The sequence below is a fragment of the Amycolatopsis sp. NPDC023774 genome (assembly GCF_040639695.1).
Lineage (GTDB): Bacteria > Actinomycetota > Actinomycetes > Mycobacteriales > Pseudonocardiaceae > Amycolatopsis.
Window position 1 is genome coordinate 36,449 of record NZ_JBFAAJ010000023.1, and the last position, 14,539, is coordinate 50,987.

Genomic DNA, 14,539 nt, shown 5'->3' on the forward strand with positions numbered 1-14,539 from the left:
GCTCACGCCTGCGCGATCCGCACGAGATTTCCCGCCGGGTCGCGCACGGCGGCGTCGCGCACACCCCAGAACTGGTCGGCCGGCTCCTGCAGCACCTCGGCACCGGGCGCGGCGGCGACCTTGGCGAATGTCTCGTCGAGGTTGTCCGTGCGCAGGTTGATCGCGCCGAGCTCACCCTTCGCGAGCAGCGCGGCGACGGTGTCGCCGTCGGCCTTCGAGCGGCCGGCGTGCGGCTGCGACAGCACGATCTCGATCTCGGGCTGGGTGTCGGTGGTGAGGGTGACCCAGCGGAAGCCGTCGTTGGCGACCTCGTTGCGCACCTTGAAACCCAGCGTGTCTCTGTAGAACGCGACGGCCGCGTCGGGATCGTCGACGATCACGTGCACGGCGGCGATGGAAACAGTCATGCCGTGAGGTTATGCGGGTGCGCCGACAGACGCTTCTCCAAAACTGCTCTGCCGCGGCGCGCCGCCGGTCTTGCGCGGCCGCGTCGCCACCATCGTCTGGCACGGCGGCACGGCGGCGACGTGCTCGTGGTCGCGCGCGCGGTAGGCCGAGGGCGTGTCGCCGACGAGCTCGGTGAACCGCGCCGAAAACGACCCCAGGCTCGTACACCCGACGGCGAAGCACGCTTCGGTGACGGTGACACCGTTGCGCAGCAGTGTCTTGGCGCGTTCGATGCGGCGGGTCATGAGGTAGGAGTACGGCGTCTCGGAGTACGCCTCGCGGAAGCGGCGGCTGAAGTGCGCCGTCGACATCAATGCCGTGCGGGCGAGCGCGGGCACGTCGAGGGGTTCGGCGTACTCGCGGTCCATCCGGTCACGGGCGCGGCGCAGTCTGCGCAGCTCGTCGAGGTCGGCGCTCATGGGTCCATTCTGCACTGCTCAGCGCGGTTCCTCCGGTGATTCGGCCGAATCGGGCGCGAGCGAGCGCTGCGCCCACGCCACGTCCCGCCACGCTCCGTGTTTCCACCCGATGCGCCGATAGGTGCCCACGGGCTCGAAGCCCAGCGCCCGGTGCAGGCGTTCGCTGGGCTCGTTGGGCAGCGTCATCCCCGCGACGGCCGTCTGGAACCCACGCTCGGCAAGACGCGTGAAGAGCGCTTCGTACAGCGCGCGGCCACCACCCGTGCGTCGCCGCCCCAGCTCCAGGTACACGCTCACCTCGCACGACCAGCGGTAGGCTGCCCGCTCCTTGAAGGGCCCGCCGTACGCGTACCCGGCCACGCGCCCTTCGATCTCCAGCACCAGCCACGCGTGCGTCTTCGCGGCGCGCCGGATGCGCTCCGCCATCTCGGCGCTCGTCGGCGGCTCCGTCTCGAACGTGATCGTCGTGTCGCGCACGTACGGCGCGTAGATCTCCGCGCACGCTTCGGCGTCGCGCTCGTCGGCGTCTCGGATCAGCATGGTTCACTATAGTAGCGGATACTGGCTGTTATAGTGTCACCTTGTGACGGACCCCCTGTCAGCCTCCCTGGCTGCGACCCTGCGCGACGCCCGCCTCGCCCACGACCTCTCCGCCGGCACTCTGGCCGAACGCTCGGGTGTCTCGCGCGCCATGATCGGCAAAATCGAACGCGGCGAGGCCCAGCCCACGGCCGTGTTGCTGAGCCGGCTCGCGACAGCTCTGGGCCTGACCTTGTCGGAACTCGTCGCGCGCGCCGAGGCGGGTTCCGACCGTGGCCTGATGCGGGCTTCGGATCAACCGACGTGGACCGACCCGGTCACGGGATACGTGCGCCGCGCTGTCTCACCACCGGGTTCCACGGAACTCGTCGAAGTTTCCTTGCCGGCCGGCGCCTCGGTCGGCTTTCCGGCGGATTCGTACGCGTTCACGGACCACCAGATCTGGGTCCTGTCGGGCCACCTCCGCTTCGTCGAGGGCGCCACCGTGCACGAGCTCGACGCGGGGGACTGCCTGCAGCTGGGCCGCCCTGCGCCGTGCACCTATGTGAACCCGACCCCGGACGCTTGCCGATACCTGGTCGTGCTGACGAAACGCTGAGCCTTCTTCGCCGGTATGGTCTGTGTTCTTGGGGGGCACATGACCGACACGCTGACCCGACGATCCATCGGCGCGGGCGAAGCCCTGGCCGCCGCCGGCGGCCTGCTTTCCGGCGCCTTCGCGGCCTTCGCGTACTACAACGACGGCCTTCGCATTCTCGCGCACGCCTTCGTCCTATGGATCGTGCTGGTGGTTGCCGTCTCCGCCGGCCGCGGCCCGCGCCGCGCGTATGTCCGCACCGTCGCCGCCCTCCTGCCGGCCGTGGTGGCGTTCTACGTCGGCAAGAAAGTCATGTACGGCATCGAATACCCGGGCATGCCGTACGCGATCGACACGCAGACCGTGGTGCTGTGGTGCGTTCTGGCCGTCCTCGCCGGAACCCTCGGCCTGGCCTTCCGCTTCGTCGGCGCTCCCACCCGCGCCGGCACCCTCGCCACGGCCGCCGCCGCGGGCCTCCTCCTCGCGGACGCCGCCCGCGAATGGCTCCACCGCGGTTCGGCGGTCCTCGCTGTGGCGACTCTGCTCGCTCTTTGCGTGGTGCTGGGTCTGGGGGTGCGTTCGCTGCGGCAGGTGGGGTTTGTGGCTTTGTGGGTGGTGCCGTTCGCCTTGGCTGCCACGGTGTTGGTGGCTGTGCCCGACCTTCTCGAGTCGCTTGTGTGACGTTGCTGCAACGCGTTGCGCCCGGCTTGCCGCACTGCCAACGCTTCCCCAACCGGGAGTCCCCACCCCACAGGCATGATCCCCGAACCCACCCACAAAAAACGGCTCTTCGCAGTGATGTGTCGGTAGTTTTCCTGGTAGCAGGGGGCACGCCGTTGCTGGGTCCAGGTTCCTGAGCGCAATGAACACCAGCGTCACAAACTTGCCTGGATCGCCAAGACAGATTGTTCGAACATCCCGACGCCCTGATCTCATAGCTCATCAGAGCCCAAAAAAGCCGGCCGGCACCCACACGGGCGCCGGCCGGCGAAACGAAAAGCTCAACTGAGCTCCGGGACCACCTTCGAGGTGAACAGCTCGACGCCCGACCGGTCGTACGCAGCTTCGAGGAAGTTGGCGATGGCGTAGGTCATGCCGAGACCTTCGAGTTCCTTCAGGCGTTCGACGATCTGCTCCGGGGTGCCCACGAGCGGCCCGTTGTGGTAACCGGCGACGGTGGACTCCAGGACGTCCGCGGGCAGGTGCGGCTCGTAGTGCGAGCGGACCCACGCCAGGCGGTCCTGCACGTCCTTCTCGGTCTCGCCGATCACGACGTTGTAGTTGGCCGAACGGACGATCTTGCCGAAGTCCGTGCCGACGTCCTTGCAGTGCGCCTCGAGCACCGACGACTTGTGCTTGAAGCCCTCGACGTCGCCGGCGAAGTTGGTGTACTGGGCGTACTTCGCGGCCGTGCGAAGGGTTTTCTTCTCGCCGCCGCCGGCGATCCACAGCGGGATGCCGCCGTCCTGAAGGGGAAGCGGGCGGGAGATCGCGCCGTCGACCTGGTAGTGCTTGCCGTTCAGGGTGGCTTTGCCCTCGGTCCACAGCTGGCGCATGATCTGCACGCCTTCGTCGAGCATGGCGAGGCGGTCACCGGCGCTGGGGAAGCCGTAGCCGTACGCGAGCCACTCGTGCTCGTACCAGCCGGCGCCGATGCCCATCTCCACGCGGCCGCCGGAGATCACGTCGATCGTGGCCGCGACCTTCGCGAGGTACGCCGGGTTGCGGTACCCCATGCAGGTGCACATCTGGCCGAGCCGCACCCTCGAAGTCGCGGCGCCGTAAGCCGCCATCAGGCTCCACGCCTCGTGCGTGGCTTCCACGTCGCTCGGGACGGGCACGGTGTGGAAGTGGTCGAAGACCCAGATGGACTCATAGGGGCCCTCGTCGGCGAACCGCGCGAGGCCGAGCATGGTGTCCCAGTGGTCGGCCGGGTCGATACCGACGAGGTCGTGACGCCAGCCCTGGGGAACGAACAATCCGAATCGCATGGCCCCGACCCTAGGCCTGGAGCGCACTCCAGGTGCAGCTGAACCGGTGATAATTCACAGTTTCGGCAGCTGCTGCTCCACACCCAGCAGCGCCGAGAACGGATCACCGACGGTCTCGACTCGTTCGAGGACTGTCCGAATCGTCCAGCGGTCGGGAGTGAGCTCCGGATCGTCGAGCTCCTCCCACCGCAGCGGCACCGAAACCGGCGCGCCCGGCCGAGGGCGGACGCTGTAGGGCGCGACGAGCGTCTTGTTCAGCACGTTCTGCGTGTAGTCCAGCCGCGCCTTGCCCCCGCGGCGGTCCTTGTGCCACGCCCAGCTCACGAGATCGGGCAGCGTCCGCCCGATCGTCTTCGACACGGTCTCGGCCCACTTGCGCGTTTCCGCATACGTGTAGCGCGGTTCCACGGGCACCCACACCTGGATCCCGCGCTGTCCCGTGACTTTCGGCAGCCCGACCAGCTCGAGGTGTGCCAAGGCGGTGCGGTGCAGGCGGGCCAGCGCGAGGACGTCGTCGAACGACGTCTCCGGACCGGGGTCGATGTCGAACAGCGTCCACGTGGGGTGCTTGACGTCCTCGATCCGCGACGTCCACGCGTGCAGCTCGAGCGCCCCGAAGTTCGCCAGCCACGCCAGGTCCGCGACGCCTTCGGGCACGAGGTACTGCTGCACGTCGCCGGGGTCGGCTTCCTCGTAGTGCCAGCGGTGCAGCCACTTCGGCGCGTGGTCGGGCACTTCCTTGTGCCAGAAGCCGGGTTTCTCGATGCCGCCGGGGAACCGGTGCGTGTTGAGCGCGCGGTTCGCGAGGTAGGGCAGCATCGTCGGGCCGATGCGCGTGTAGTACCGGATGAGGTCGCGTTTGGTGATGGGGTCTTCGCCGTCACGGCCGGGGACGAGCACCTTGTCGAGGTTGGTCAGCGCCAGCTTCTGCCCTGCGACAGCCCAGCTGCCGCGCGAGTCCAGCTCGTCGAGGGCTTTCAGCTCCGCGGGAGACGCGGGGGTGAACTCGGGCGTGAGCCGCACCTCCGCCTCGGCCGCGGGCAGGTCGCCGCGCCAGAGCGCCGGAGGAGCGGCCTTGATCTCGTCGTTGGTCAGGCCGCTCTTCACCGATTTCGGGTGGTCTTCGGCGTCCCAGCCGGCGGTGGCGTGCTCGTCCTGTTTGTGCAGCAGCAGCCACTGCTTCCCGTCGCCGTCGCGGCTGGGATGGATGAGCACGAAGCGGCCGGCGAGCTTCTCGCCGAACAGGTCGAAGTGCAGGTTGCCGTCGGCGAGCGCCTGCTCGGGGTCGTCGCTGTCGACGGGCTCCCACGTGCCCCGGTCCCACACGATCACGTCGCCACCGCCGTACTCGCCGTGCGGGATCACGCCCTCGAAGTCGGCGTACTCGAGCGGGTGGTCCTCGACGTGCACGGCCATGCGCCGCACCTTCGGGTCGAGCGTCGGGCCCTTCGGCACGGCCCAGCTGATGAGCACTCCGCCGAGCTCCAGACGCAGGTCGTAGTGGAGGCGGCGGGCGCGGTGACGCTGCACGACGAAGCGGTTTCCCGGCGTGGTGCCCGCGTCGCCGCCCGCAGGCTCGGCTGTGCGCTGGAAGTCGCGCATCTCGCGGTACTTCTTGAGCCGCTCCGCCGCAGAGTCCATCGTCCGCCCTCCTGAAGGCAGCGTAGGACACTTTCGGTCAGGGAGCCTGGTCCTCAGGCGGGATCAGTGCCTCGGACGCCGCCTGGCTGGGCGTCGCCCGGTGGCGGCCGCCCCGGCTCACGTGGCCCTCGTCGCGCAGGCGCTCGATCATGTGCGGGTAGTGCAGCTCGAACGCCGGCCGTTCGGAACGGATGCGTGGCAGCTCGAGGAAGTTGTGCCGCGGCGGCGGGCACGTCGTCGCCCACTCCAGCGAGTTTCCGTAGCCCCACGGGTCGTCGGTCTCGACGCGTTCGCCGAAGCGGTAGCTCTTCACCACATTCCAGATGAACGGCAGCACCGAAGCACCCAGGACGAACGACCCGATCGTGGAAATGGTGTGCATGAGGGTGAACCCGTCGGTGGACAGGTAGTCGGCGTAGCGGCGCGGCATGCCGGCGTCACCGAGCCAGTGCTGGATCAGGAATGTGGTGTGGAAGCCGAGGAACGTCGTCCAGAAGTGCCACTTGGCCAGCGGCTCGTCGAGCATGCGGCCGGTGATCTTGGGGAACCAGAAGTAGATGCCGGCGAACGTGGCGAACACGATCGTCCCGAACAGCACGTAGTGGAAGTGCGCGACGACGAAGTAGCTGTCGTGCACGTGGAAGTCGAGCGCGGGCGCGGCGAGGATGACGCCGGTCAGCCCGCCGAGCAGGAACGTGACGAGGAAGCCGATCGACCACAGCATCGGCGACTCGAACGTGAGCTGTCCCTTCCACATCGTGCCGATCCAGTTGAAGAACTTGATTCCCGTGGGCACGGCGATGAGGAACGTCATGAACGAGAAGAACGGCAGCAGCACCGCGCCGGTCGCGAACATGTGGTGGGCCCACACCGTCGCGGACAGGCCGGTGATCGCGATCGTCGCGAAGACCATCGTCCGGTAGCCGAAGAGCGGTTTGCGGCTGAAGACGGGGATGATCTCGGTGACGATGCCGAAGTAGGGCAGCGCGACGATGTAGACCTCCGGGTGGCCGAAGAACCAGAACAGGTGCTGCCACAGGATGGCGCCGCCGTTGGCCGGGTCGAAGACGTGCGCGCCGATGTGTCTGTCGGCGAGCAGCCCGAACAGCGCGGCCGTGAGGATCGGGAACGCGAGCAGGATCAGCACGCCGGTGAGCAGGATGTTCCAGGTGAAAATGGGCATCCGCCACATCGTCATGCCGGGGCAGCGCAACGTGACGATCGTCGTCACCATGTTCACCGCGCCCAGGATGGTGCCGAGCCCCGAGATGATCAGCCCGGTGATCCACAAGTCGCCGCCGATGCCCGGCGAGTGAATGGCGTCGGACAGCGGTGTGTACGCGGTCCAGCCGAAGTCGGGTGGGCCGCCGGGCGTGAGGTAGCTGCTGATCACGATCAGCCCGCCGAACAGGTACAGCCAGTAGGAGAACGCGTTCAGCCGCGGGAACGCCACGTCGGGCGACCCGATCTGCAGCGGCACGATGAAGTTGGCGAAACCGAAGAGGTTCGGGGTCGCGTACAGCAGCAGCATGATCGTGCCGTGCATGGTGAACAGCTGGTTGTACTGCTCCGGTGACAGGAACTGCAGGCCCGGCTGGGCGAGCTCCGAGCGCATCAGCAGCGCGGTGAGGCCGCCGATGAGGAAGAACCCGAACGACGTCGAAAGGTAGAGGACGCCAATCGTCTTGTGATCCGTCGTGCGGGCGATCTTCAGGATCTGCCCGCCCTTCGGCCCCCGCCACACCGGTCGCAGCGGAACCGGAACGGGCCTGGTCACGGTGTCGGCCATCGGTCCTCCCCTCAGGGCGTACCCATTGTGGGCGCGGTCGCGAGGAGCGGGCGGGGCCGTTTTTTCAACGTGCTTTCCGGTGCGCTGCGGGCTACCTCTGCAGCGGCTTGTCGTCGTCCGCGACGCAGGCCTGCACGTGGGTGCGAACGGAGTCGTCGGCGGCGACGCAGGCTTCGGCCTCCGTGGCGGCGGTCGCCTGCTGGAGGAGGCTGTAGAGCTGCTCGCGCTGCTCGAGGCTCAGGGCGCAGAGCACCTCGTCCTCGACGGCGGCCATCGCGAACTCGGCTTTGGCGAGCTTCTTCGCGCCGACGTCGGTGAGCTCCACCACGTGCCGGCGGCGGTCCTCGGGGGAGCGGCGGCGTTCGATGAGGTTGTCGGCCTCGAGGTCGTTGAGCAGGCCGACGAGGTTGGTGCTGTCGATGCCGAGGGTGGCGGCCAGCGCCTGCTGGGTGCTGCTGCCGTGGTCGCGCAGCACGGTGAGCGTGAGCAGGTGGCGGGGGCGCAGGTTCATGGGCGCCAGCACCGATTCCGCCCGCGTGCGCACGCGGCGCGAGAGGTGGTCGAGCAGGGCGCCGCACCGGTGGGGCGGCTGGTTGACGACCGGGAGCGAGGCCATGCGTCCAGTATACGAGAACTCACGAGTCGTCCGTGTGATATAAATGATTTGCTCTACACAAACGATCTATGGACGGCGAACGAGATGCCTCATCTTCTCCACATCGACTCCAGCATCAACGGCGACCGCTCGGTCAGCCGGGCGCTCAGCGCCCGCGCTGCCGCTGCGTGGCGGGCCGCCCACCCCGACGGCACCGTCACCTACCGCGACCTGGGCGCCAACCCGATCCCGCATCTCGACGCCGCGTCCGGTCTCGCCCGCGTCGTGCCTGCCGAGCAGCGCACGCCGGAGCAGAACGAGTCGTGGAAGCTCACCGAGGAGCTCGTCGGCGAGGTCGTCGAGGCGTCCACAGTGCTGCTCGGCCTGCCGCTGTACAACTACGGCGCCCCGAGCGTCGTGAAGGCCTGGGTCGATCACCTGATCGCGCCCGGCCTCGCCTTCGACCCGGCCACGGGCACCGGCCTGCTCGACGGCCGCGAGTTCCTCGTCCTCGCCTCCCGCGGCGGTGGCTACGGCGAAGGCACCCCGCGCTTCGGCTGGGACCACGCCGAGTCCTGGCTGCCGCACGGACTGGCGGTTACCGGCATCGAGCCGCGGTTCATCGTCGCGGAGCTGACCCTCGCCGACACCAACCCGGCGATGGCCGACCTGCGTGGTCTCGCGGCCGAGAGCATGACAGCCGCCGAGCGGGAGATCGACGAGCTCTGGACTCCGGTCAACGCGTAGACCGGCGCGCTTTCGGGCTGGACGACTCGCCGCGGTCCCGAGGGGGAGGCCGCGGCGAGTTCTTCTTCGGCCAGAGGTCCATAGTGGACCTGGCGTGAAGTCGATCACCCGCGCCGCGATGGTCCGTGGCGGCGGGCGTAACTTGAGGATATGTCGGACACCGGGTCGTCACCTTTGGACGCCGCCTTCGTCCGGCTGCTCGTGGAGAGCTACCACCGCGTGGTCGGCAAACCCCTGATCGACGCCAGGCCGGATGCCGCCCGCCACCTCTACGAGGAGGCCCCCTTCGGCCTCCTGGCCCACGACACAGCCGACGACCCCCTCTTCACCTATGCCAACCTCGTCGCCCAGCACGCGTTCGAACTTGACTGGACCGAGTTCCGCGGCATGCCCTCACGCCTCTCCGCCGAACCGGACCGCCAAGAAGACCGCGACGCCCTCGTCCGCGCCGTCACCACCCACGGCTTCGTGAGTGGCTACCGCGGCCGGCGCATCGCCAAGTCGGGCCGCCGCTTCTGGATCGAAGACGTGACGATGTGGAACCTCATCGACGACACCGGCGTGAAGCAGGGACAGGCCGCCATCTTCGCGCGCTATACGACCGCCTGACCCTGCTCCTCGGCGCGCCCGGCCGGCTCGCTCGCGGACGCTTTTCCTCGCGGTTGGCCCGGAATTCACCGGCGCGAGCGTGGGAGGCGCGCTCCGCCGGTCGGCGCGCGGCGACGCCGCCGCGCTGTTGGGCCGGAGGGCGCGAGGGCTGTACCACGGTCGGTTGGCGCGTGGGTGGGCTGCACCATGGTCGGTTGGCATGTGGGTGGGCTGCACCACCGTCGGGTCCCGCGCGGGGACGCTGCACCAGCGTCCCCGCTTGGCGCAGGCGCAGGCGCGGGTGCGGGTGCACGAGCGCGTTGCCACTCTGCCGGGTAGGCGCGCGGGAGCGCCGCCCCGCTAGACGATGTCGCTGTGGCGGATGCGGTACACCTGCAGCCGAAGGTCGTAGTACTTCGTCGTTTCGCCGACCCACTGCATGCCGAGGCGCTTGGCCGTCGCGATGGCGCGCGTGTTGGAGGGCCGCGCCACGGCGAAGAGCTCCTCGGTGTCCTGGGTGAACGCCCACTCGATCAGCGCCCGCGCGGATTCCGTCGCGTAGCCCTGGCCCCAGGCGTCAGGGTGCAGCTGCCAGCTCAGTTCCAGGTCCTCCTGGAACGGCGGCAGCAGCCGGATCCCGAGCCCGCCCACGACGGCGCCGTCCGACGTGCGCTCCACGGCCCAGCGCCCGCGCGGCGGGGCCAGGTTCGGCTGGGCTTCCTGCCACGCTTGCAGCACCGAGCGCATCGCGGCGACGTCGGTGACGCGGTCCATCGCGGGCGTCAGCCAGTGGGTGACCTCATCCGTGCCGTAGATGGGGAACGCGGCTTCGGCATCGTCGATCGACCAGTCCCGGATCACGAGGCGGTCGGTGGCCAGAGGCATGTCCATGGCTGAACGGTACGCCGAAACGACCCTCCACCGGCGGGTGATCCGCGGCACCCGTCGCGACCCTCGACGTTTCGTCCTAGTGGCCTCCTGACTCCATCGTCATAGCTTCCTCACAACCTCCTGTCACGCTCACGGCGTGCGTTCATCCATTTCTCTCCTCGTCGCCGGCGCCGCGTTCGTCCTGCTCAGCGCCTGCTCCGGCTCGCCCGCCGCTCCGCAGGTCGCCACGCTGGACACAGGCAGCGCCGCCACAGGCGCGCCCGCCTCGTCGTCGGTCACCACGGCCGACTCAGACGCCGGACGCCCGCAGCTGCGCCTCGACAGTTCACCCGAGGAGAAACAGTCCTACTGGGACGCCTACGACTCCTGTCTCCGCACCCACGGCCACGCCGTCCTCGATGGACGGCACTCCGGCCCGGTCGGCGGCTCGGGCAGCCCGCCCGCCCTCGACATGAACGACGACAGTCCCCAGTCGAAGAAAGCCGAGGAGGCCTGCAAGGGAAAGCTGCCGCTGCAGCCGCCGGAGCTTTCGCCGCGGACCAACCCGAAGTTCAACGACCAGTTCCACGCCATGGTCAAGTGCATGACCGACAAGGGCGCCCACGTGCACGTGGCCCCCGACACCAGCGTCGACGCAGACGGCCTCACCTGGCAGATCGACGACGGCTCGTCCGACACCTACGACAACCTCGACAAGCTCGCCGACCAGTGCCAGCTGCAAGCGTTCGCGAAGTAGGTCGCGTACGGTGACCCTCGTGGAAATCTGGGTCAACCCGCGTTGCTCGAAGTGTCGCTCCGCCGTGTCCCTGCTCGACGAGGCCGGCGCAACCTATACCGTGCGCCGGTACCTCGAGGACCCGCCGACCCCGGGTGAGCTCGAGGCCGTGCTGGACCGGCTCGGGCTCGACCCGTGGGACATCACGCGCACCGGTGAGAAGGTCGCCGCCGAGCTCGACCTGAAGTCGTGGCCGCGCACACCCGCCGACCGCGCCCGCTGGATCGAGGCACTGGCGGCGAACCCGGTGCTCATCCAGCGCCCGATCATCACGGCCGACGACGGCACCACAGTCGTCGCCCGTGACGAGGAGACGGTCCGGTCCGTCCTGGGCTGATGCCTCGCCTCGCGTGGGTGGTCTGCTTTTCCATTCGCCTCCTGGTGTGGTCGCGGTGCTGTTCTCTCGGTGCTGCTGTCTCAGATTCGTCGTGCCGGTGCGGTCGTGTGCCGTGCTGTCTCGTGCTCGAGAAAGTGTGGTTCGTTGAGTTCTGCTGCGTCGCCGGTGTCTCAAAAGTATCATAAAGCGTCTCAATAATACTAACCCTTGAGATGGCGGTACACGGTCGCCCGGGAAACGCCCAGCTCATCGGCGATCTTGGCGGCCGAGAGCCCCTGCTCGTGCAGCTTGCGGCACGTCACGAGCAGATTGCCGGTCATCACGGTCGGCCGGCCGCGCCCGGTGTGGGGGCTGGGTTCGTCGAACAGGCGGTGGACGCCGTCGAGCACGGCGGCGCGCAGTTGCTCGACCGGGCGGTCGGCGTAGAGGACCACCGGGTCACTCAGCATGGCGATGGCTTGCGAGGCGCGGATGTCCAGATTGAGGTCGGAGTCCGGGCCGGCCACGATCCGGTTCGCGCGCAGCATGCTGTCGCGGAAGCGGTCGAACACCGATGGGGCCGCGGTCAACCCCAGGTCACGAAGGTTGAGCCGCAGCAGATCGCGGTGCCGTAGCCAGACGTCGAGCAGGCCTTCGAAGATCGCCTCGCGGGCCGCTTGCCGATTCGCGCCCAGTGCCTCCGCCGCGTTGACGGTGGCTTCCAGGTCGACGAGCATGGGCTCGGCCATCGCGGCCATGATCTCGGCCTTGCCCGGGAAGTGGTAGAGGACCGCGGTTTTGGTGACGCCGACCCGTTCGGCGATCTCCCGCACGGAGGTCGCGTGGTAGCCGTTCGACGCGAACAGGTCCATGGCGACCTGCAGGATAAGCGCGCGGGTGTCGGGCGGCACGACTTCGTTCATGCGGTCGAATCTACCTCCTTGCCTGACCGGCGGACAGGCGTGTACTGTCGGCCCTGACCGATGGTCAGGGCGCCGCGGTGAGAGGGGATGACGGATCATGACCACGAAGACAGTGCTGATCTCCGGCGCGGGCGTCGCCGGGCCCACGCTGGCCTACTGGCTGGCGCGTGCGGGGTACCGGCCGACCGTGGTGGAGCGCGCGCGGCGGGACTGCGCTCGAGCGGCAGCCCGGTGGATGTCCGCGGGCCGGCCGCCGAGGTCGCGCGGAAGATGGGGCTCATCCAGCAGCTGCGGGAGGCGGCCACTTCGGTCCGAAGCATGCAGTTCGTCAACGACCGGGGGAAGAGCGTCGGGCGGGTGGCGATGGGCGACGGTGGTGGCACCGACGTCGAGCTGATGCGCACCGACCTCGCCCGCATCCTGTACGAGGCGAGCGCCGGCGACGCGGAATACGTGTTCCACGACTCGGTGTCCGGGCTCGCGCAGGACGAGGGCGGGGTCGACATCACCTTCGAACACGGCTCCCCGCGGCGGTTCGACCTCGTGGTGGGCACCGACGGGCTGCACTCCGGCGTGCGCCGGTTGGCCTTCGGCCCGGAGGCGGCGTTCGTGGAGCACAGGGGTGTGTACGTGGCGACCATGCCGCTCGACGCGCCGGTGCCCGACCGGAGCGAGATCGTCATGTACAACTCGCCGGGCCGTGCCGTGGCGGTGCACCCGTCGCGGGAGCGCGGGATCGTGGCGTTCATGTTCCGCCACTCGGCGGTGCCGGGCTTCGACTACTGCGACACGGCGCAGCACAAACGGTTGCTGGAGACCGCGTACGCCGGGGCGGGGTGGCGGGTTCCGCAGCTGCTCGACCAGGTGCGTGCCGCCGGCGACCTGTACCTCGATTCCGTTTCGCGTGTGCGGTTGCCGAGCTGGGCCGTGGGCCGGGTGGTGCTGGCGGGCGATGCGGCGTCGTGTGTCTCGCTGTTCGGCGACGGGTCCACGCTGGCGATGTCCGGCGCGTACACACTGGCCACCGAGCTGGCGGCGTCGCCGAAGGATCCGGCAGCGGCGTTCAAGAGGTATGAGGAGACGCACCGGAAACTGGTGAATCCGAGGCAGCGCAACGTTCCTGTGGCCGCTGCGATCTTGATTCCCACCACCCGGGCGGGAATCGCGGTGCGCAACTTCGGGACGCGGTTGGCGCCGTTGGTCAACGCCGCGCAGAAGCTGGCCCTGGCGAAGACCGCGTGACTGGGTGGGTCCTGGTGGGAGAGGGGGTGATCGGGATTCGGTGGACAGGGGGCGAGCCGGTGGTTTGGATCTGAGCCGTCGACACGGGGGAGGCCTGTTGACCGCGGGGGACATGTCGTCCGAGGAAGCCACGATCACGGTGGAAGTGATGCGGCGGCTCGTCGCCGGCCACTTTTCCGGAGTGGGCCGAGCTTCCGGTCGTGCCGGTGCCGGTGCCGTCGCTGGAGGTGGACAACGCCACCGACCTGATCGCGGCGTGGACCCTGCTCGACGGCCCATCCCGCGCCGCTTCCGCACCGAGCTCGCCGTGGACGACACGACGTGGGCCCGTGGCCGGGCCTGGGCTCTGACGGCGCCTTTCCCAGACCCGAGCCGCCCCGCTGCCGCCGCCGACACCGCGCGGCTGGAGGAGCTGCTCGCTGACCTGGAGTAGTGACCCCGCCCCGCCCCGCCACGACCGCGGGCGAGGTGCGCCGGCGGACACAGTTTGGTTGGCCCGTACCCGCGGGCCTCGCATTCACTGGGCTGCGCCTCGGCGCGGTCTTGTCCGGGAGTTGACGGTTCGGCCGAGTCACCTGCGCAATCAGTTGCGTGCCGGCGCGGCGGCAGGCAACTGAAGGTGGGCAGGCTGCGCGTCCGCTGGGCAGGCCTGCGCCGCGGCCTTGCTCGGGCTCGGTCAGTTAGGCCGAGTCAGCCGGCAGCCGGTGACTGGCTGGCGGGACAGCCGGGGTACGCAGGTGGCCGAGCTGGGCATTCGCTGATCTGGCTTGCGGCGCCGTGCTGCCTTGTCCATGCGCTGGCAGGTGGGCTGAGGTGCCTGCCCAGTCGGCCACCAAGGGTCCGCCACCGTGCTGGTTTGCCTTGTGGCACGGGCCTTGCCGATGTTTTGGCAGTCGGCGAGGGTGGGCGCCTTGGTGGTGGTCGGGTGGAGTATCCGCCGTGGTGTGGGCCTCGGCCGCGGGTGGATAGGCGGGTTCGGTTGCCGTGCCGGCGTCGGCTCTCGGCTGGGCCGGGACACGACGGCCGTGCGGGGACCACGACGCCCCGCGGGGATTATG

The 14,539-nt window shown here is 69.1% G+C and carries 17 protein-coding genes; 8 read left to right on the forward strand and 9 right to left on the reverse strand.

Annotation, left to right across the window (positions count from 1 at the left end):
• Positions 1–2 precede the first annotated feature (2 nt).
• The 3 genes from AB0F91_RS34040 to AB0F91_RS34050 are packed head-to-tail and all read right to left on the reverse strand — an operon-like array spanning position 3 to position 1,406.
• Positions 3–407: a VOC family protein gene (locus tag AB0F91_RS34040; RefSeq protein ID WP_220246681.1), complete on the reverse strand. Its 405-nt coding sequence runs from the start codon at positions 405–407 to the stop codon at positions 3–5.
• Positions 408–416: 9 nt separating this feature from the next.
• Complete coding sequence (locus AB0F91_RS34045; RefSeq protein WP_360604275.1) at positions 417–866, reverse strand: helix-turn-helix transcriptional regulator; 450 nt, start codon at positions 864–866, stop codon at positions 417–419.
• An 18-nt stretch (positions 867–884) separates the two neighbouring features.
• Positions 885–1,406, reverse strand: coding sequence for an N-acetyltransferase family protein (locus AB0F91_RS34050; RefSeq protein WP_360604277.1), 522 nt, complete (start codon positions 1,404–1,406; stop codon positions 885–887).
• A 43-nt stretch (positions 1,407–1,449) separates the two neighbouring features.
• Here AB0F91_RS34050 and AB0F91_RS34055 point away from each other — a divergent pair, with 43 nt between their 5' ends.
• Together AB0F91_RS34055 and AB0F91_RS34060 are read left to right on the forward strand one after the other, a co-directional pair.
• Entirely contained in the window at positions 1,450–2,004 is a 555-nt protein-coding gene (locus tag AB0F91_RS34055; protein WP_360604279.1) for an XRE family transcriptional regulator, read from the forward strand.
• Between the two features lie 39 nt (positions 2,005–2,043).
• Positions 2,044–2,664, forward strand: coding sequence for a hypothetical protein (locus tag AB0F91_RS34060; protein ID WP_360604281.1), 621 nt, complete (start codon positions 2,044–2,046; stop codon positions 2,662–2,664).
• Positions 2,665–2,984: 320 nt separating this feature from the next.
• On the opposite strand, the gene AB0F91_RS34065 is transcribed toward AB0F91_RS34060, so the two are convergent.
• The 4 genes from AB0F91_RS34065 to AB0F91_RS34080 form a co-directional block, all read right to left on the reverse strand.
• Entirely contained in the window at positions 2,985–3,974 is a 990-nt protein-coding gene (locus AB0F91_RS34065; RefSeq protein ID WP_360604283.1) for an LLM class F420-dependent oxidoreductase, read from the reverse strand.
• A 54-nt stretch (positions 3,975–4,028) separates the two neighbouring features.
• On the reverse strand, positions 4,029–5,615 hold the full coding sequence (ligD, locus tag AB0F91_RS34070) for a non-homologous end-joining DNA ligase (protein ID WP_360604285.1): 1,587 nt from the start codon (positions 5,613–5,615) through the stop codon (positions 4,029–4,031).
• 37 nt (positions 5,616–5,652) lie between these two features.
• Positions 5,653–7,404, reverse strand: coding sequence for a cytochrome c oxidase subunit I (gene ctaD / locus AB0F91_RS34075; RefSeq protein WP_360604287.1), 1,752 nt, complete (start codon positions 7,402–7,404; stop codon positions 5,653–5,655).
• A gap of 91 nt (positions 7,405–7,495) precedes the next feature.
• A complete protein-coding gene (locus tag AB0F91_RS34080; protein WP_360604289.1) occupies positions 7,496–8,020 on the reverse strand; it encodes a MarR family winged helix-turn-helix transcriptional regulator in 525 nt (174 codons plus the stop codon).
• Positions 8,021–8,104: 84 nt separating this feature from the next.
• Between AB0F91_RS34080 and AB0F91_RS34085 the strand changes: the two genes are divergently transcribed.
• Both AB0F91_RS34085 and AB0F91_RS34090 read left to right on the forward strand, forming a co-directional pair.
• Positions 8,105–8,746, forward strand: a complete 642-nt coding sequence (locus tag AB0F91_RS34085) for an NAD(P)H-dependent oxidoreductase (RefSeq protein ID WP_360604291.1) — start codon at positions 8,105–8,107, stop codon at positions 8,744–8,746.
• A 150-nt stretch (positions 8,747–8,896) separates the two neighbouring features.
• Positions 8,897–9,355 (forward strand): MEKHLA domain-containing protein, encoded by a 459-nt coding sequence (locus AB0F91_RS34090; RefSeq protein WP_360604293.1) that lies wholly within the window; start codon positions 8,897–8,899, stop codon positions 9,353–9,355.
• A gap of 339 nt (positions 9,356–9,694) precedes the next feature.
• Here AB0F91_RS34090 and AB0F91_RS34095 read toward each other — a convergent pair whose 3' ends face one another.
• On the reverse strand, positions 9,695–10,225 hold the full coding sequence (locus AB0F91_RS34095) for a GNAT family N-acetyltransferase (RefSeq protein WP_360604295.1): 531 nt from the start codon (positions 10,223–10,225) through the stop codon (positions 9,695–9,697).
• Positions 10,226–10,361: 136 nt separating this feature from the next.
• Between AB0F91_RS34095 and AB0F91_RS34100 the strand changes: the two genes are divergently transcribed.
• Entirely contained in the window at positions 10,362–10,961 is a 600-nt protein-coding gene (locus tag AB0F91_RS34100) for a hypothetical protein (protein ID WP_360604297.1), read from the forward strand.
• 19 nt (positions 10,962–10,980) lie between these two features.
• Complete coding sequence (locus AB0F91_RS34105) at positions 10,981–11,337, forward strand: ArsC/Spx/MgsR family protein (RefSeq protein WP_360604462.1); 357 nt, start codon at positions 10,981–10,983, stop codon at positions 11,335–11,337.
• Positions 11,338–11,537: 200 nt separating this feature from the next.
• On the opposite strand, the gene AB0F91_RS34110 is transcribed toward AB0F91_RS34105, so the two are convergent.
• Positions 11,538–12,239, reverse strand: coding sequence for a TetR family transcriptional regulator (locus tag AB0F91_RS34110; protein ID WP_360604299.1), 702 nt, complete (start codon positions 12,237–12,239; stop codon positions 11,538–11,540).
• Between the two features lie 231 nt (positions 12,240–12,470).
• On the opposite strand from AB0F91_RS34110, the gene AB0F91_RS34115 reads away from it, so the two are divergent.
• Together AB0F91_RS34115 and AB0F91_RS34120 are read left to right on the forward strand one after the other, a co-directional pair.
• Positions 12,471–13,481: an FAD-dependent monooxygenase gene (locus AB0F91_RS34115; RefSeq protein ID WP_360604301.1), complete on the forward strand. Its 1,011-nt coding sequence runs from the start codon at positions 12,471–12,473 to the stop codon at positions 13,479–13,481.
• 256 nt (positions 13,482–13,737) lie between these two features.
• Complete coding sequence (locus AB0F91_RS34120) at positions 13,738–13,914, forward strand: hypothetical protein (RefSeq protein WP_360604303.1); 177 nt, start codon at positions 13,738–13,740, stop codon at positions 13,912–13,914.
• The last annotated feature ends 625 nt before the right edge of the window (positions 13,915–14,539 follow it).